This window comes from Mycobacterium sp. (assembly GCF_035633495.1).
Classification (GTDB): Bacteria; Actinomycetota; Actinomycetes; order Mycobacteriales; family Mycobacteriaceae; genus Mycobacterium.
In genome coordinates this window covers 19,486-35,649 of record NZ_DASQEU010000053.1, presented here as the reverse complement: position 1 = coordinate 35,649, position 16,164 = coordinate 19,486, and the positions used below count along the sequence as shown (strand labels likewise).

Below are 16,164 nucleotides of genomic sequence, written 5' to 3'. Positions count from 1 at the left end.
ACCACCGCAGACAGGCGGCTGGCCTTCTTGGCGCGGCGGGTCAGGGCGGCATCGCCGGATGGCAGGAACACCAGATGGCCGAGGTCGGCACAGTCGAGGCAGAGCACTCCGGCATTCGTCTTGACGAGGAGATCGCCGGTGTCATCGCAGGAGGAACAGGTCCAGGCACGGTGGGGCGAAATCACGGTGAGCTCGCGGGAACGCCGGGGCGGTAGCTCGGGCGCATGGTCTTCGGCCGAAGCCCAACGGGTGCGGAAGGTAGTTTCGGTTGCGGGGTCGCCATTGGCGGTGAACCGGAGATCGCGGTACTCGGTTTCCCATCCCTCGAGTCCGTGGTCCTGGGCCCAGTCTCTCAAGGCGTCGAGGGCGGCGGCGGTCTTGGTGTGGTCGACGCCGACGCAGCGGTCGAGGGAGGGGACGCGACCCTTCATCCAGCGGTCGACGTTGGACTGTGCGAGCCAGCCCAAGCCGATCAGGACGTCGATGGGCGTGACGAACTGCTGTTCGGCCAGGGTGGCCTCAGCGATGCGTGCGACGCGGGTTTCGATACCGGCCATGACGTGTTCGAGGATAGTTCTGCGGTACTGCGGTGGGTCTAGTTTGCGTCGAGATCCGTGAGTTCGACTCTGCCGTCTGGACGTATCGACACCGACAGTCTCTCGTTCTCCGTCACGGCGGACGCCAGGCGCGCGCGCCCCATGCTGAGCACTCCGGACCGCGGGCGGTCGGGGCCGTTTCGGGGGTCCCACCGCGCTTCCACGTCGAGCCCCCGCAGAATTACCTGAATGATGCCCTTCGCCTGGGGGAGTATCGGTTTGGTCGCCGCTGGAATCGGTGAGGTCGGCGCCGGTGACCGGCTGGGTGATCAGGTCAGGTGCCGTCGGGACCTGACCGCCGCGCAACCGACAACCCGAGTTCGACAGCGCGGGCAGCGAGTTTCTCATCGAATGTGGCGACCGCGGCGTCGTGATGCTCGGCGGTGTAAAGCACGCAGCAGTCCGGCATCTTGAGATTGGTGCTAGCCCGCAGTTCCCCGAGTCGGCGAGCGCCGCCAGCTGGCAGATCCAGCGGTTCGACGTGAAGACGCGCCAGAAGTTGCGTGAGTCGGTCAGCCTGACCCGCACGGGCCGCACCAACGTAGACCTCCGCGAGGCTGACGACACTCGACGCGAACGGCTGCGTGGCGTGTGTCATCAGCAGATCCGTTGCGGCGGCATGATCCGTATCAGCCGACTCGAAGTGTGCGATCAACACGCTGGCGTCGAGCACGATCACTCGGGCCAGTCCTCGCGCAGGCGGTCGAGGCAGTTGGCGCCGAACACTCCGGTCAGCGCGCCGCCGGTCTCCGCGATGGCTTGTCTACTCGCCCGATCTGCATCAGTGTTCTTGTGTGTGAGCGCATTTCGCCCTTCGATGATGAGTCGCCGCAGCAATGCGCCGGGTTTGTCGGCAAGGTCAGGCCACGCACGGCGTGCCACCCCGAGCGCATCAGTGATCTCATCGGTCTCGGTGATCGCATGGCGTGGGTGACTCGTCGGCATGCCGAAGTGTAACACTGAGGCCGAGAGTGTCACACTGATTGCAGTCGCACTCAGACGAGGATCGCCTCGTGCGCAGATTGGCAATGGCCCCGGGTGCCGTCACCCGCACCTGGTGCTCGTGAGTGTCACGCAGTGGGGACTCGCTGTTCACGGGACGATCCTTACAGCCCGGCGGCTGAGCGAAGTATCAGGGAAGCCCGGCGCGGTCGAACTCCTTCTGAAGTCGCGGTCGGCGGCGGTGGACCTCGCGCAGGTCGGCGATCAGGGCCTCGACCTCGCCTGCCACTTCACTGCCGGCGGTGAGCTTGCGCATCCTCATCAGCCGTCGTCCTGCGCTCCGGTAGTGCTTGGCGCCTGCCACGACGAGTTCCTTCTCGAGGAGGCGTCGGTGGATGGGGATGACGGCAAGGGGGTCGACCTTCTCGTAGGCACCGATCAGTCTGCTCCAGGTGGAGTCGCTGTCGAGCGTGAGCGAATGGGCCAAGCTCCAGGCGAATTCGACGTCGTCGAGGGTGAGCAAGACGAACAGTACGGCGTCACTCGGGCTGGCTGAGAGTGCGGCGAAGACTTCGTCGTGATAGTCGGGCCACGACGTAGATGCCGCCGCGTGTAGGCGCGCCGCCGTTGTCGAGGACGGCCATCGCCGAAAGACGATCAGTCGTGCCTCGAGTGATTCCTGCGGCCGGTGTTGGTCGAGTAGCTCGCACCAGTAGTCCGCGGCCCGGCGTGATTGATGTCCACGGTCGAAGTCGGTGGCCTGCTTGGCCCAATCGATCGCGAGATCGAATTCTGAGATCTCCTCGAACGCCTTGGCGGTGTCTTGAAGCCAGGCGGCGACTCGTCGGTCCCTGGCGTGTGTCCGGATGATTGCGTCGATGTCGTGATCGTGGACGGCCAACCGGCGAGCGTTCCAGTCGAGGGTGAACCAGTCGTGTGAGTGGTGCGATTCCCATCGTTCGTCTGAGCTCGGCCGGGGGCCGAGGCCCTCCGCGATCGTCGTCAACCGTGACCGATACGCAGTCATCCCGGCCTCACCCAGCGCGGCAGCATAGGTCACCGGGTCGAGGGTGAAGTAGTCCACCTCGCCCACGAACTGGAACTTCACCATCCAGTCGACCAGTTTCGCCGATGGCACCTTCGCAGCTGCGGCGACCTTCGGATGCAGGTCGAGCAGGCGGCGGCAGGCGTCGCCGATGATCCCGTCGGAGTCGTCGGCGTGGGCAATGACCTTGATCGCACTTGCCAAGGCCTTGTGTGCGACGGTGTACACCTCGCCTGCGTCGGCTGTCGGGATCTCGGACTCGAGTATGTCGAGAGCCTCGTGCATCTGCTGTCCATGTCCGTTGGCCGCACCCCGACGGTAGAGCTCGGCTCGCGTCCTGATCAGCGGCAGGACCGCGTCGGCGAGGTTGCTACTGGCGGGTTCATGCCGCGTGCTCACGGTGCCCTCCTCTTCCGGCAAGTTCCGGCAGGTTCCGGCAAGACAGTACGGGACAGACGTTGTATTGATGCGGCTGACACCGGCGTTGATCCACCACGTGTGTCTGACCGCGCCAAAGCCATCGTGCACTGTCTAGGTGGCTGTCCATGAGCGCCGCTCCGTCGACGCGCACGAGGAGGTTTGGCGTTGACGTCGCATGCCACAAACCTGCGGATAACGATGGCGATCAGGAACAACGCCTGACTGCGCGGCTGTTGCGGTAACTGCGTAAGCTGCGTAGCCTGCGAAGGATGGCTGCTGAGCACGAAAGGCCAGGTCCATGATCGAGGATGTCCTGGTGGGGCGACTCGTCGTCGCGAACAAACGCCGTGCACGTCGCGTGCCGGCCAGTCTGGATGTAGACGCGACCGGCCGCGGTCGACTGGAGAGTGCCCTGGAAGAAGTCGGCCTGGCCATCATCGTGGAGTCGGACGTGCCGCCTACGTCTGAGCGGGATGGGGGCAAGGCACGGTTGCGTGATGAACTAGAGGCGTTGGTCGACGAGGCCGACGAATCAGAAGTGGCCCGTCTCGAAGCGGCCGCAACGGCCCCTCGCAGCGATGACCTCGAGGAGCGGTTCTGGGGGCCGACACCTGACCCGGTGACTTCCGTCGAGGCAGTCGTCGCCGATCTCAGAGAACAGTTTTCGCACCGGCGGCAAATGGCGGCGGACAGTATCAGCAGGGACGCCGCAGCGGAGTTGCTCGGAATTGCGGCCCAAAGCGTCACCGCCAAACTGGACTCCCGAAAGCTCGTCGGCATCAAGGTAGGCCGTGAATGGCGACTGCCCCGTTGGCAATTCATTCCGGATAACATCAGCGGTGTGCTTCCCGACCTGGACATTCTCCAGGAGGCGTTCCCCGGTGGCCCGGTCAGCCTGTCGCAGTGGATGACCGCTACGAACCCGGAGTTCGACGGGCAGACCCCGCGCGAAGCGATGATCGTCCGCGGCGGCGCTCCGGTGGTCAAAGTGGCGCGAGCGCTGACCGCTGCAGGGTGGTAACGCCGCTCGAATCACCGAATCGGCCACTGCCATAGCCGCTACGGCAAGCTCTGCGTCGTCCCCGACGACGACGACTCGATGACGCCAACGGTGAGACCGTGTTAGTCGACCTCGGTCCGGCCGACACCGAGCTGCAGGGCAACCCAATTCACTGCGCAAGCAGATTGCTAGCGCAGAGATGTCTTCTTGCTTACAATCGGGCGATGCGAACCTTGCACTTGCGCAATGTGCCCGACGACGTGATGGACCGTCTCGAACGGTTGGCGCGCGCCGCGAGTACTTCGGTCACTGCGGTGGCGATCCGTGAACTCGATGCGGCGACGCGTCGGGTGGACAACGCTTCATTGATTGCGACGCTCCCAGACCTGGGAATCTCGGCAGAGGCGATCGTAGAGTCCGTCGACGCCGATCGCAGGTGATCGTCCTCGACGCCTCTGCAGCGGTGTCTGCGCTCCTCAACAATGGCCAGGCGCGCAGATTCCTTGGCGACGAGTCCATCCATGCGCCACATCTGGTGGACGTCGAGGTGCTCAGCACGCTTCGGCGCCAGGCGAATGCGGGCCATCTCGCCGCCGACCACGCTCATTACGCGCTGGCTGTGTGGAAGCGGATCGGGCTCATTCGCTACGCGGCCACACCACTGGTGGACCGCGTGTGGGAACTCCGGGACTCCGTGACCGCCTACGACGCCGTGTACGTGGCGCTGGCCGAAAACCTCGGGTGTGCCTTGGTGACGGCGGACGCCCGGTTGGCTGGCTCCCATGGTCCGCGCTGCGCCATCACCGTCGTGCCGGATTGAGTGCTGCCGCGCAACTTACTTCCGGGGCTCTCCGCCGCGGTGATGCTCTCTCGTCACTGCTTGTCCGCGCGCATCCAGTTCGACGGCGAACAGGATGTTCGCGGTCTTGGACTGGCCATAGCCTGCCCACGGATGGTAGGCGCGGTCCTCGAAGTTGCAGAGCTCGCAGACGCTCGCGAAAAAGGTTGGGCGAGTGTGGAAGAGGAACTCGAAATCGGGCCGAACGCGGTCGCCGCGCGCGTTCGCGACAGCCCGGCCGAAGTGGTTGCGTCGCTCCGTGTTTCCGCCCCGTCTTATCGGCTGAGCAGTGAGTACTTCGCGCAGGTCGCCAAGCAGACCATCGCCACGGCGGACGGGATCAGCCGTCGCCTTGGCTGGGTGGGCCCGGGCGGGCTAGCGAACCACCAGCACAGGGCACTCGGCGTGATGGATCACGTTCTGACTGACCGAACCCAGGGTCGACGTCGCGATCCTGCCGCTGCCGTGGCTGCCCACCACGACCAGTTGCGCATCCCCGGACAGCTCGCGCAGACCCTTCGCCGGGCTGATATCCCGGAAGATCTCGTTCACGTGCGCGTTCGGGTACTTCCTGGCGAAGGGCGCGACAAGTTCGTCCATGCGTTGGCGCTGCTGGGTCTGCAACAGATCCAGCAGCTGCCAGTCCATCAGGCCCTGGCTGTAGCCCAGGCCTACCGCAGCGCCGATCTCCCACATGTGCACCACCGTCAAGGGCGCGTGCAGGACGTGCGCGGTATCGAACGCGACCGTCAGCGCCCGCAAGGAATCCTCGGATTCGTCGATGCCGACCACGACGGGCAGCGGTTTACCGGTGCGATGCGCCACCGGGGCCCGCCAGACCAGCACCGGGCACATCGCCCGATGGGCGATCCGCACGACGTGCCTGCCCAGTACGCCGCCGTCCGTGCCGGTTCCCATCACCAGGAGCCGAGCCCCGTCCGACGCGTCCTGCAGAGCCCCGGCGACCGATTTCTTGACGGTCGCGCTGCGGACGTCGAGATCCGGATGCGCCGCACGCACCGCCGCCTCGGCCGCACCGAGGACGGAGTCGGCCGTGTTGTCTCCGTCTACCGCAGGTGCTGGAGCCTCAGCGAGGAAATGCCAGTCCAGCCGGGCCACTGCGTGCAGTAACACCAGCGGCGATGCGCTCTTCGCGGCGTATTCGGCGGCCCATTGCGCGGCTGCCAGCGCCGTATCGGAGCCGTCGATGCCCACCACGACTGGCTGCCCGTCGGCGACATCGGTGTTCATCGCTGCACACTATCGCTGACCCACCACGTTGCCGTCGCCGGTGATCACGCCGAGATTATTTCGCCACGCGTCGGACGGTTCGTTGAGCACATCGCTGTGCGCGGCGAAACCGGACATCACTGAACCGTCCAACCGTCCAACCGTCCAACCGTCCAACCGGCGTCCGGTTGCGAGTGTCTTGAGCAGTTCGATCTTTCCAACAGCATCATCGCCAAGCAGAGCAGAAAGCGTTTCAAGATTGTGCTCAGCCTTGCCGTTCCGGAACAATTCAATTAGCTCAGCATTATCGCCAGCTTCAGCCAAGAGGGTGTCTTGAACCCGTGCCTCGCTGAGGGCTTGGAGGCCCTTCTTTAAAGCATCGCCTGTGATCAGCCGATCGTGACCTCTTTCAAAGGTGCGGGGCTCTCGTTCTTCCTTCTTGAGTTGTTGAGCCTGGGCTTTCAGCACGAGGTCAATAAGATTTCGGGGAGGCTTCACACCATTCGCATCCCGAACCCGCGTGAGTATCCATGGCCATGTCTCGGGCTTTCTACTCCCTTGGTCAACCTGATCCGGAAACACGACTGCCGGAGTCCGGCATGCCGAAGCGCGAAATTCGGCGTTTCCGGCACGGCTGGCAGCGGATATCATCGCGGCGACCACACTGCTACCGCGCAGCGGGAGGGGGCGGGGTCGAAAGTCCCCGGACCGACCGCCAGGCCCCACCGATGCGGCAAGGGGCCTCTCCCCCCGAGAAAAAGTAGACAATGCACCCAGTCTGAGCAGCTGTTTTCCTCTAGAACCGCGGTAACCCGCGCCCTGCCGGAGCTGTTGCGCGGTGGAATGCCGCGCTGATTCGGAAGTGACTCTCATATGCCGAATCATCCCGCGGCACAAACGTGTTCGAGTCCGCCCCTTTCCCGCACGAAACGCTCCGGTGATGACTACCCGCCGAGCTCGTGGCCGGCGTGCTCGCCCCGCTCCCACGCCTCGCGGATGGCGAACTTCTGGATCTTGCCGGGTCCGGTGAGCGGGTAGCCGTCTACGGCGTACCACCTCGTCGGTGTCTTCTGCGGTGACAGTTGGGCCCGCACGTGGGGACGCAGCTCGGCGACCGTCGGCGGCGCGTTCGGATCGCGCGGTCGGATGAACGCCCCGACCACCTCGCCCCAGTGCTCGTCGGGCAGGCCGACGACCGCCACCTCGGCGACGGCCGGATGACGGTAGAGGACCTCTTCGATCTCGGCGGGGTAGAGATTCTCGCCGCCGCGGATGATCATGTCCTTGAGCCGGCCAACGATCCGGCAGTAGCCGCGCTCGTCCATCGTCGCCAGATCGCCCGTGCGTAGCCATCCGTCGGCGCGCAGCGTCTCGGCCGACTTTTCCGGCATGTCGAAGTAGCCGAGCATCGTGAAGTACCCGCGGGCCCACAACTCCCCGGGTGTGCCGATCGGCACCGTCTCCAGCGAGACCGGATCGACGATGCGCACCTCGGTGTGCGGGAGCGGCGGTCCGACGGTCAGCCCCTTGTCCTCGACGCTGTCGGACGGGAAGGTGCTCGTGAGCAACGGCGAGCACTCGGTCTGGCCGTAAACGATCGTGAAATCGATGCCCAGTGCCTCCTCCATGCGCCGCACCAGCGCCTCGGGCACCTGGGCACCGCCGGACACGGTCGACCGCCACGAGGACAGGTCACGTCGCGACGCGTCCGGGTGGTCCATCGCGGCGATGAGCATCGTCGGGACGGTGTTGGCGAACCACACCCGCTCGAGCTCGATTAGCTCGAGGAACAGCCCGGGCTCGAACATCGGCATCAGCACGAGCGTCGCCCGTCTGTCGAGCGCCCCGAGCACGCCCACCACGCACCCACCCGTGTGGAACAGAGGCAGCGGTAGGAGCCAGCCGGCGCCGTCGGGGATCTCGACCCGGTCAGCCCACAGCCGGGCATTCTTGACGATGCTGCCGTGGCGCAGCACCGCGCCCTTGGGGAACCCGGTCGTGCCGCTTGTGAACTGGATCTGCGCTGGGTCGTCGGGGCCGACCGCCGGCAGCGTGACGGCGCGTCCGTCGGTGCCAATCAGCTCGTCGAGCTGATCGAGGCGCAGCACGTGGCGCAGCTCGGGCAGCTCGGCGCGGATCGCCTCGGCGTGCGCCGCCAGCGGGTTGCCCCGGACCTCGGGCACCAGGAACAACCCGGCCGCCCGCGACTGCTCGAGGATGTAGGTGGCCTCGGCCGGGTGCAGGCTCGGGTTGACCGTCACCAGAGTCAGCCCGGCCAGCGCCGCGCCGCACTCGAGCAGCACCCACTCGAGCAGGTTGTGCGCCCACACCGCGACGGGCTCGCCCGGCTCGAAGTGCTGCAGCAGGTAGCGGGCGCACAGCTCGGCGTCAGCGAGCAGCTCGGCATAGGTCCACTGCCGTCGGTCCGGCGTTGGGAGCCCTTCGACGAGGGCGACACGATCAGGCACCTCCGCTGCGACCTCGCGCAACCGATCGCCGACCGTCGCGCCCACCAACAGGGGCGGCCCGGCGCCGTCAGGGATCCAGTGCGAGGTGGTCAGGGCGTTCACACGACTGCCCCGCCCGCCCAGTGCCGGAACTGAGTTCGTGCTCATCCTTCTGTCCCCGAATGGTCACAGCCGAACCAAAGGACAGTACCTTCCGGGCCTGTGACGTGGCGGTGATATTGACGAGATGGTTATGGGCGGCTCACCGACCCCAGGCCGCGCACTACCCGGTGGCTGGACCTTCCTGGTCGACCTGACCAAGCGGACCGTGGTACGCACGAGCGGCGACCCGGACCGGCTCGACTTCGCCGCGGCCCTGCGCCGCGGCACCCGCGCGTAACCGTCTGCCGAACAAGGATAGGGGCAGTCCAAGTGACCACGACAACCGCCATCGCACCACAGGCAGTCGAGACGGCGTGGGTCTGCGACGAATGCGCCGGCGACGGGCAGCTCGCCTACGATCTGGAGGCGACCATATGGGTACCCCGCAGCGCAACCGCGGACTGGCCCGTTGACGACTGCATCGGGATCAGTGTGCTCGACTTCCTGCAATGCGACGGCACCGGCACGGTGCGGCTCGATCCGGGACGCGGCAATCGTCCGACGAGATCCGGCCGATAACTCTTCGCGGGCCTGGGTGTTCCGTAAGACGATCCGTTCATGGGACGCGACGACCTTGCCGAGACCAGGCCTCGGGACGCCGGACACGTCCCGTTCGGGGTTCCAAAAAGCGGACAGGCGAATCGCGCAGGCGCGCCAGTTATTCGACGACGATGTCGTTGCCGGACACCGATACGGTGCCGCGTCCAAGAGGCCAGACTTTCGTCAGCCTAATGAACATCGCTCCGAGTCCGGGGATCTTCGCGAAGATCTGTTGGGGTCCGCGGACCATCTGTCCGTTCTCGACGTCGTAAGCGGCTTGGTGCCACGGGCAGACCAGTCGCCCGTCCTCGATCGATCCGCCCGCCAGGTCTGCGCGCAGATGTCGACACCGCCGCGTGACCGCGAAGTATTTGCCGTCGATGTTTCCGATGGCATACGGTCCCGCACCGGTCACCGCCCCCGGGGGCAGGTCGGCAACCGGGCACACTGTGATTTGCTTTGCCATGCCAGCCTCCAGTCAGCCGCCGACGGTCCTTGACACGTCATTGTCCACCTGCACTCGGCCTCATGTGGGAAAACACCCCCAGTGACTCACCCGGGTATCGCGACGACGACCCTTGTCGCACACGTCGGGGGGGTGACGGGATCCATCAGAGACGAAATGACGAGTGATCCATCGCCACGCCCGCCGTGGCCCCTCCGGTCGCAGTGCCAACGGGGAGGGGGAGTGAACCGCGTGGATTCTCCTGGCGGCTGGCCGCCGAAGGCGAGCCCGCCTGCACGATCGACACCTCATCGATGGGGAGCGGCCGCCGACGGTGAACATGTCGACCCGCCGGTCGCTCAAATACAGGAAACCGTCCTCGTCGAAGTAGCCGAGATCGCCGAGCGAATCCCACCCGTCGCGGGTCTTGGCCGTCGCGCCGAAGTAGCGGTACGTCGGCGCGTCGCCCGGTGTGGGACGCATGTAGATCTCGCCTACCTCGCCGGGCACGCATTCCCGGCCGTCACCGTCGAGCACTTTCATCTCGCCCACGACCACTGGGCCGACCGACCCCGGTGCGTCAGCCACTAAGTCGTTGACGCCCGCTCCGGAAACCAGCTGGGCGAACGCTTCTCGATGAAGGCCTGGGCTCCCTCAAGCGCGCTCGGGTCCATCATGTTGCACGCCATTGTTGCGCCCGCGTCCGCGTAGGCGGAGTCGATGTCCACTTCAATCTGGCGGTAGAACAAGGCCTTGCCCATAGCGACGGCGGCACGGGGCTTCGCGACGATGCTCGCGATCAGTGCCTCGACGTCGTCGTCAAGCTCGGCCGGCACCGCCACCTTGTTGACCAGTCCTAGGGTGCGCGCCTGGTCAGCAGAGACGAAGTTCCCAGTGACGAGCATCTCGAAGGCAGCTTTGCACGGCACATTGCGCGATAACGCGACACCCGGTGTCGCGCAAAATAATCCGACGTTGATACCACTGACCGCGAAGCGCGCATCACTGCTCGCGACCGCCAAGTCGCACATAGCGACGAGCTGGCAGCCCGCGGCGGTCGCCAGACCCTGGACCCGCGCGATGACCGGCACGGGAAGTCGCTGGATCGCAAGCATCACCGCTGTGCACTGCGCGAACAACTGCTGGTAGTACTCGAGTGAAGGATCTGCCCGCATTTCCTTCAGGTCGTGGCCCGCGCAGAAGGCCTTACCAGACGCACCGAGCACGACGACGCGAACCGCCTCATCCTTGGCAAGCGCATCAACCGTCTCGCCGAGCGCAGCGAGCATCGCCTTCGAGAGCGCGTTGAAGGCCCGCGGGCGGTTCAGCGTCAGCGTTACAACGCCGCGTTCGTCGCGCTGTTGCAGCAGCAGCGGTTCGTCCATCTCGTCGAACTCACGTCAGTCCTTTTCGTCCTGCACAAGCGATGCGTATGCGGTCGCTCTGGCAATTGTGTCCTCAGTATCCCACGCAGGAGAAGGCTTAGATGCCTTCATTGTTGCCACTGGATGGCATCGCGTGGCGTTTCCGCACGGGTAGCCCGTGGCGGGACCTGCCTGCCGATTTCGGACCATGGCAGACGGTGTGGAAGCGGCATCATCGATGGTCCTTGGATGGCACCTACGATGCGATGTTGGCCCAGGTCGCGGTGGTGTTTAGGGTCGAAGCCGGGATGCTCGAGGATCTCGAGAAGCTGCTGTCGGTGGATTCGACGAGCGTGCGGGCGCATCAACATTGCGCGGGTGCCCGTTCCGACACGCTTGCCACAGGGGGCTCTATCGAATTACAAGAAAGCTGCCGATGAGCCCGACGATCACGCGATCGGCCGTTCACGCGGTGGGCTCACCACGAAGATTCACGCACTGACCGATCAGCGGGAAGCTCCGGTCACGATCCGATTGACCGCCGGACAAGCCGGCGACAACCCTCAGTTGGTGGGGTTGCTCGACGACTACGCCGCGGCCTACACACACCACGGACCGCCCGGTCGCGACGTCCGTTTGCTCGCCGACAAGGCGTATTCGCATCCGAGCACGCGCACCAAATTACGTTGCAGAAGAATGAAACACACCATTCCCGAACGTGACGCCCAGATCGCTCGACGTAAGGCCAAGGGATCAGCCGGTGGCCGCCCGCCCGCATTCGATCCCGGCCTCTACGGGATGCGAAACACGGTCGAGCGGGGATTCAACCGGCTCAAGCAATGGCGCGGCGTCGCGACCCGCTGTGACAAATACGCTCTGACCTACCTCGGGGGTGTCCTACTGGCCTGTGCCGTCATTCACGCCCGCGTGGGCACCATGCATTCGGGAGACACGCCCTAGACCGTATGGGGGGCTGGGCTGGCGGTTCCGATGAGCAGTGGTTGCACGATCGCGGGCATCCCCCGCCAGCGGCGCTCCTGTACGTCAGCGAGTGCGAATCGGTTCTCGCGCAACGCAGCAACGATGTCGCGGTTGCAGTGGCAGCCGTAGCCGAAGCGACGCCACGGATCATGGAGACGGTCCTGCCAGCGAGCCAGGCGCTCGTCCGCGGCGCGGACGTGTTCGATGAACAGCAGTCGTCCGCCGGGGACGAGCACTCGGCCAATCTCGCGCAGGCTGGCTGCGGGGTCCGCCACGGTGCACAGCACCAGCGTGCACACCACGGTGTCGAAGCTGTCGTCACCAAAGGGCAGCTGCTCGGCGGGGGCTCGCACGATCTCGACCGATGGGCCGGCGTCTAGGGGAGCCCGCTTGTGTAACTGGGCGATCATGGGCGGCTCGGGGTCCGCCAGGGTCAGGCTGGTCACCGCGGATGGGTACAGCGGCAGGTTCAGCCCGGTGCCGGCGCCGACCTCCAGTACGCGTCCGTGTGCGCCGGCCAGGGCTTGGCGGCGCATCTCCCGCATGCCCGCGCGCTCTCCGAGCGCCAGGAACGGGTCGTAGATAAGCGCGAATATGCTGCCATAGAACGACATTGGTGCCTCCATCAACTGTGCCGGTGCCCGCCGCCGACGGCCCGGGCCGCGTCGACGATGCAGGCCATTCGAGCCGGACCGGGGTCATGTCCGAGGACCCGAATCGGGGGTAGACCCCCCGGCCACGCCTTCATCGATTGCATCACGCCGCGCTCCCTGCCAAGGTTCTCGGGCACCGCCCCGTACTTCGGGTTCACCACACACCACGTACTACGCACCGGATACGTTCACCGCCGCCGCTGGGATGGCGATCAATGCGCACCGGATCGCCCCCGACGAACCGGCCGTCACGGGCACCACGGGGGGAATGGGCAGAAGTTGAGGGAGGGCGCAGGCGGGGGTTTGGGTGGTGGATTGTCGCCATCCCAAATCATGTTGGACACATTGCCCATCCCCGACCAGAGGTAGTAGTAGGTGTGGCAGACATTCCAGTCCCAGTTCAATGGGTCGGTGATGTGATTGCCGGTCGTGGGCACGGGTTGCTGCCCAGGGCACCAATGTTGCGGCGGTTCCCAACCGCCGTCGTCTGCGGGGAACGGGCCGTGATATCGCGGTGCGAAACTGGGCTGGGCCTGTGCGGTGCCCGTCCCCACTACTTCCGCGACGCCACCCAAAGCAGCGCCGTCGTTGCCAGCCCTACGACGAGCGGTCTCACGCGATTCATTGGTGATTCCCTTTCTGAGCGTGCCGCCCCGGTGGGCGTCGCGTGCCGCAAGTACAGCCCGTGGGGGGTGGCTACCGATCCCAAGAAACTGTGCAGGAGAGGCCGCCGGTCAGAGGGCGGTTGCGCCGAACGGCTCTCGGCAGAATCGGCGAGGATTCTCGCGATGTCACATCGACCATGTTGCGATCCCCACGGCCGCGCTCGCGGCCCCCGGGTCTTGCCGGCCGCATGGTAGCGGCCGACCGTCTCGATCTCGAAGAATCTCAGAATAGGCAGCTGAACCGAATATCACCAGAGGTCGCAGACCAAGGCCCTGCAGGCGGTAGTGACGGTAGGGGTTCGGCCGCGTGAGGATCTGGTGTCCGGCTAGGAATGTGACGCCGCGATAATGACAGGCGGTGCACACGAATTCCTTTATGCCTGAGCTCGTTTGGTGCTCGATGAGCAGCGAGAGGTCACCCTGATGCAGATGGACGTGGCCAAGCTGGCTGGGAAGACTCGCGTACACCCAGCTCGCTGCCGGAGTGATCCGGTGTGACGCCTAGTGGTACTTTGTTAGGTCGGGAAGGTGTGGTGGCATAGCGGGCAGGTGCCGATCCAATGAGCAAGTGCGCGTTGGAGTTCGCGCACGATGCCGTAGAGGGTCAGCCCTGCCCATTCGCTTTTGGGTGGGTGAGCCGCAGGGTGGTGATGAACAGGTGGGCGGCGCAGACGAGGGTGGCGTGGTGGTGCCAGCCGGTCCAGGAGCGTCCTTCGAAGTGGTCCAGGCCCAGAGCGGTCTTCAGTTCCCGGTAGTCGTGTTCGATGCGCCAGCGGATCTTGGCCAGGCGCACGAGCTCCTTGAGGGGTGTGTCGGGGCCGAGGGTGGAGATCCAGTAGTCGGTGGGCTCTTGCGCGCCGGTGGGCCATTCGGCGAGTAGCCAGGCTTGGGGCAGGCTGCCGTCGTCGGCGGGGATGATGTCGCGGTTTGCCGGGCGGATCCGCAGGGCCAGGAATCGGGAGCGCATCGCCGCGGCCGGGTTGTCGGGGTCGGTCTTGGTGCCGTGGCGCCAGGTCACCGTTTTGAGGAGGGCGCGTCCGGCGGCCACGGCCAGGTCTCTGCAGGACTGGTGTGGGTCGCGGTAGCGCGGGGTCGGGGGGCGTCCACGGCCGGCGTAGGGGACGGTCTGCGGCGTCGCGTCACCCCGATGGGCACTGGTGGCGCCCTTGACGGCAACGACGTAGCCGATCTCACGGTCGGTCAGCCCCTGCCGGAATGCCGTGGTGTCGCCGTATCCGGCGTCCGCGGCCACCACCGGCGGGGTGCGTCCCCACCCGATCAACTCGTCGATCATCTCCAGGGCCATCTGCCACTTCGGCCGGTGATGCTCGCCCTCGGGGATCGCGCAGCGCTGACGGCGGACCGCGACCGCAGCCACCTCGGCGGGGTCCGCGGTGCACCGGTCGTCCCAGCGTTCGGGTACGTACAGTCGCCAATCCAGCGGCGCGGAGGCCGCATCGGAGGCGGCGTGCACGCTGACCGCGACCTGACAGTTGCCGACCTTGCCCAGGGTGCCCGAGTATTGGCGGGCCACGCACGCCGAGGCGTCCCCGTCCTTGAGGAACCCGGTGTCGTCGATCACCCACGCATCCGGATCGATCAGGGCGCACGCCTTGCGGGCCAGCGTCTTGCGGACCGGCTCCACGTCCCACGGCGAACTGGTCACGAACTGCTGCAACCGCTGGTGATCCACCCGCAGTCGCGCCGCCATCGGCTGCATCGACTTGCGCCGGCCATCAAGCATCAGCCCCCGCACATACAGCCCCGCCGTCGCTCGCCGATCCTTGCGCGCCAACGATGAGAACACCTCGCCGACAAAGGAATCCAACTGTTCATCAACACGTACGAGACCGGCTGCATCCACTCCCCGATTCTCCCAGAGGTCACACCGAAAACCATTGCGACACACCGACCTAACAAAGTACTACTAGCTGCTCGTGTAGGCCGGGCTCGCCATGCCCACGGCCGGCGACCGCCGTCGGCTCCGCATGTGCAACCACACAGCCACCGAAGCCGCCGCCGCATACGCACACCACAGCGACGTAAACGCCTCGAAGTAGACCATCGCGACGACGACGAGGCCCACCAGGTTCAGCACTCCGAAGACGACGACCAAGCGATGGCTCGACATCACCAACGCACCGACGATCGCCGCGATGTACAGCGTCGCCCACACCAACGGGTGCACGACACCGGTCTGGTACTCCAGCGCATGGGGGTGCACGACCACCACGACAGGTCTCGCGAGCACGACATAGGCGAGGTACGCCGCCACGATCGACCCGACCGCCACGAACGGCGCCACCCGTCGGCGCGCCTCCCGCGGCTCTAGCAGCATCACCGACACCGGCACCAGCAAGGGCAACAACGGCCACGCGATGAACACGTAGATCAGCGCCGCGAGATGACCCACGCCGGGGGAGACGTCGCCCTCCTGCTGAGCCCACACCAGCGCCTCGATCAGCTGATGCGCCGCGAAGACGGCGGGCAATGACGCGAACGGCACCTCGCGCCAGTGCCTGACCTCGCGCAGTGACAGCGCCGCGACGGGCAGTAGCGCCGCGCCCGCGACCAGGTCAGCCGTGACCGAGAAACACATCGCCGCCGCTCCTTCTCCCGCGTGCTTCGAGAAAAGGGTGCCACGATCCTGGTCACGCCTCAGGCAAACGACACGGCAACCGACGCCTCACCCCACAACCGATGAGGATCCGACAACTGCCGTCGCCGCAGCATGTGCACGAGTACCAGCACCGACGCCGCCGCCGCGTACACGCACCACAACGACGCGAACGCCTCGAAGTAGAGCACTGTCCCACCCGTTGAGCGCCCCGAGACC

The 16,164-nt window shown here is 65.9% G+C and carries 17 protein-coding genes and 4 pseudogenes; 7 read left to right on the top strand and 14 right to left on the bottom strand.

The window, feature by feature from the left end:
• From VET27_RS08150 to VET27_RS08135, 4 genes and pseudogenes are all read right to left on the bottom strand, one after another.
• Positions 1-557, bottom strand: a pseudogene (locus VET27_RS08150) (DUF2293 domain-containing protein); the annotation flags it as partial.
• A 313-nt stretch (positions 558-870) separates the two neighbouring features.
• Positions 871-1,275, bottom strand: a complete 405-nt coding sequence (locus VET27_RS08145) for a type II toxin-antitoxin system VapC family toxin (protein WP_526516875.1) — start codon at positions 1,273-1,275, stop codon at positions 871-873.
• Complete coding sequence (locus VET27_RS08140; RefSeq protein ID WP_526516873.1) at positions 1,272-1,541, bottom strand: hypothetical protein; 270 nt, start codon at positions 1,539-1,541, stop codon at positions 1,272-1,274. The genes VET27_RS08145 and VET27_RS08140 overlap by 4 nt, the downstream gene beginning before the upstream one ends.
• 187 nt (positions 1,542-1,728) lie before the next feature.
• Complete coding sequence (locus VET27_RS08135; RefSeq protein ID WP_526516871.1) at positions 1,729-2,982, bottom strand: DUF6880 family protein; 1,254 nt, start codon at positions 2,980-2,982, stop codon at positions 1,729-1,731.
• Positions 2,983-3,301: 319 nt separating this feature from the next.
• Here VET27_RS08135 and VET27_RS08130 point away from each other — a divergent pair, with 319 nt between their 5' ends.
• The 4 genes and pseudogenes from VET27_RS08130 to VET27_RS08115 form a co-directional block, all read left to right on the top strand.
• The gene (locus VET27_RS08130) at positions 3,302-4,024 is read left to right on the top strand and encodes a helix-turn-helix domain-containing protein (RefSeq protein ID WP_526516869.1); all 723 of its coding nucleotides are present in this window, start codon (positions 3,302-3,304) and stop codon (positions 4,022-4,024) included.
• A gap of 203 nt (positions 4,025-4,227) precedes the next feature.
• Positions 4,228-4,443: an antitoxin gene (locus tag VET27_RS08125; RefSeq protein ID WP_526516867.1), complete on the top strand. Its 216-nt coding sequence runs from the start codon at positions 4,228-4,230 to the stop codon at positions 4,441-4,443.
• Entirely contained in the window at positions 4,440-4,823 is a 384-nt protein-coding gene (locus tag VET27_RS08120; protein ID WP_526516865.1) for a type II toxin-antitoxin system VapC family toxin, read from the top strand. The genes VET27_RS08125 and VET27_RS08120 overlap by 4 nt, the downstream gene beginning before the upstream one ends.
• 42 nt (positions 4,824-4,865) lie before the next feature.
• Positions 4,866-5,177, top strand: a pseudogene (locus VET27_RS08115) (IclR family transcriptional regulator domain-containing protein); the annotation flags it as partial.
• Positions 5,178-5,216: 39 nt separating this feature from the next.
• Here the strand turns inward: VET27_RS08115 and VET27_RS08110 are convergent.
• From VET27_RS08110 to VET27_RS08100, 3 genes are all read right to left on the bottom strand, one after another.
• Positions 5,217-6,092, bottom strand: a complete 876-nt coding sequence (locus VET27_RS08110; protein WP_526516862.1) for a universal stress protein — start codon at positions 6,090-6,092, stop codon at positions 5,217-5,219.
• Between the two features lie 9 nt (positions 6,093-6,101).
• Positions 6,102-6,539, bottom strand: a complete 438-nt coding sequence (locus VET27_RS08105) for a hypothetical protein (protein WP_526516860.1) — start codon at positions 6,537-6,539, stop codon at positions 6,102-6,104.
• Positions 6,540-7,015: 476 nt separating this feature from the next.
• Positions 7,016-8,686, bottom strand: coding sequence for a class I adenylate-forming enzyme family protein (locus VET27_RS08100; RefSeq protein WP_526516858.1), 1,671 nt, complete (start codon positions 8,684-8,686; stop codon positions 7,016-7,018).
• A gap of 85 nt (positions 8,687-8,771) precedes the next feature.
• On the opposite strand from VET27_RS08100, the gene VET27_RS08095 reads away from it, so the two are divergent.
• Positions 8,772-8,918: a hypothetical protein gene (locus VET27_RS08095; protein WP_526516856.1), complete on the top strand. Its 147-nt coding sequence runs from the start codon at positions 8,772-8,774 to the stop codon at positions 8,916-8,918.
• Positions 8,919-8,950: 32 nt separating this feature from the next.
• Positions 8,951-9,199 (top strand): hypothetical protein, encoded by a 249-nt coding sequence (locus VET27_RS08090; protein WP_526516854.1) that lies wholly within the window; start codon positions 8,951-8,953, stop codon positions 9,197-9,199.
• Between the two features lie 139 nt (positions 9,200-9,338).
• On the opposite strand, the gene VET27_RS08085 is transcribed toward VET27_RS08090, so the two are convergent.
• The 3 genes and pseudogenes from VET27_RS08085 to VET27_RS08075 form a co-directional block, all read right to left on the bottom strand.
• On the bottom strand, positions 9,339-9,686 hold the full coding sequence (locus VET27_RS08085) for a Rieske (2Fe-2S) protein (protein ID WP_526516852.1): 348 nt from the start codon (positions 9,684-9,686) through the stop codon (positions 9,339-9,341).
• Positions 9,687-9,983: 297 nt separating this feature from the next.
• A pseudogene (locus VET27_RS08080) lies at positions 9,984-10,241 on the bottom strand (AMP-binding protein); the annotation flags it as partial.
• Positions 10,242-10,252: 11 nt separating this feature from the next.
• Positions 10,253-11,050, bottom strand: a complete 798-nt coding sequence (locus VET27_RS08075) for an enoyl-CoA hydratase (protein WP_526516850.1) — start codon at positions 11,048-11,050, stop codon at positions 10,253-10,255.
• Between the two features lie 113 nt (positions 11,051-11,163).
• Between VET27_RS08075 and VET27_RS08070 the strand changes: the two are divergent.
• Positions 11,164-11,989, top strand: a pseudogene (locus VET27_RS08070) (IS5 family transposase); the annotation flags it as partial.
• Here the strand turns inward: VET27_RS08070 and VET27_RS08065 are convergent.
• The 4 genes from VET27_RS08065 to VET27_RS08050 form a co-directional block, all read right to left on the bottom strand.
• The gene (locus VET27_RS08065) at positions 11,986-12,624 is read right to left on the bottom strand and encodes a class I SAM-dependent methyltransferase (protein WP_526516848.1); all 639 of its coding nucleotides are present in this window, start codon (positions 12,622-12,624) and stop codon (positions 11,986-11,988) included. The pseudogene VET27_RS08070 and the gene VET27_RS08065 sit on opposite strands and share 4 nt — an antisense overlap.
• A 1,308-nt stretch (positions 12,625-13,932) precedes the next feature.
• The gene (locus VET27_RS08060) at positions 13,933-15,192 is read right to left on the bottom strand and encodes an IS701 family transposase (RefSeq protein ID WP_526516846.1); all 1,260 of its coding nucleotides are present in this window, start codon (positions 15,190-15,192) and stop codon (positions 13,933-13,935) included.
• Positions 15,193-15,255: 63 nt separating this feature from the next.
• Positions 15,256-15,927: a DUF6629 family protein gene (locus VET27_RS08055; RefSeq protein ID WP_526516844.1), complete on the bottom strand. Its 672-nt coding sequence runs from the start codon at positions 15,925-15,927 to the stop codon at positions 15,256-15,258.
• Positions 15,928-15,986: 59 nt separating this feature from the next.
• Entirely contained in the window at positions 15,987-16,136 is a 150-nt protein-coding gene (locus tag VET27_RS08050; RefSeq protein ID WP_526516842.1) for a hypothetical protein, read from the bottom strand.
• Positions 16,137-16,164 lie beyond the last annotated feature (28 nt).

Excerpts from the sequence above, each read along its gene's own strand:
- VET27_RS08140 (WP_526516873.1), bottom strand. The coding sequence starts at position 1,541 with ATGCCGACGAGTCACCCACGCCATGCGATCACCGAGACCGATGAGATC.
- VET27_RS08130 (WP_526516869.1), top strand. The coding sequence starts at position 3,302 with ATGATCGAGGATGTCCTGGTGGGGCGACTCGTCGTCGCGAACAAACGC.
- VET27_RS08125 (WP_526516867.1), top strand. The coding sequence starts at position 4,228 with ATGCGAACCTTGCACTTGCGCAATGTGCCCGACGACGTGATGGACCGT.
- VET27_RS08110 (WP_526516862.1), bottom strand. The coding sequence starts at position 6,092 with ATGAACACCGATGTCGCCGACGGGCAGCCAGTCGTGGTGGGCATCGAC.
- VET27_RS08100 (WP_526516858.1), bottom strand. The coding sequence starts at position 8,686 with ATGAGCACGAACTCAGTTCCGGCACTGGGCGGGCGGGGCAGTCGTGTG.
- VET27_RS08095 (WP_526516856.1), top strand. The coding sequence starts at position 8,772 with ATGGGCGGCTCACCGACCCCAGGCCGCGCACTACCCGGTGGCTGGACC.
- VET27_RS08085 (WP_526516852.1), bottom strand. The coding sequence starts at position 9,686 with ATGGCAAAGCAAATCACAGTGTGCCCGGTTGCCGACCTGCCCCCGGGG.
- VET27_RS08075 (WP_526516850.1), bottom strand. The coding sequence starts at position 11,050 with ATGGACGAACCGCTGCTGCTGCAACAGCGCGACGAACGCGGCGTTGTA.
- VET27_RS08065 (WP_526516848.1), bottom strand. The coding sequence starts at position 12,624 with ATGTCGTTCTATGGCAGCATATTCGCGCTTATCTACGACCCGTTCCTG.
- VET27_RS08055 (WP_526516844.1), bottom strand. The coding sequence starts at position 15,927 with ATGTGTTTCTCGGTCACGGCTGACCTGGTCGCGGGCGCGGCGCTACTG.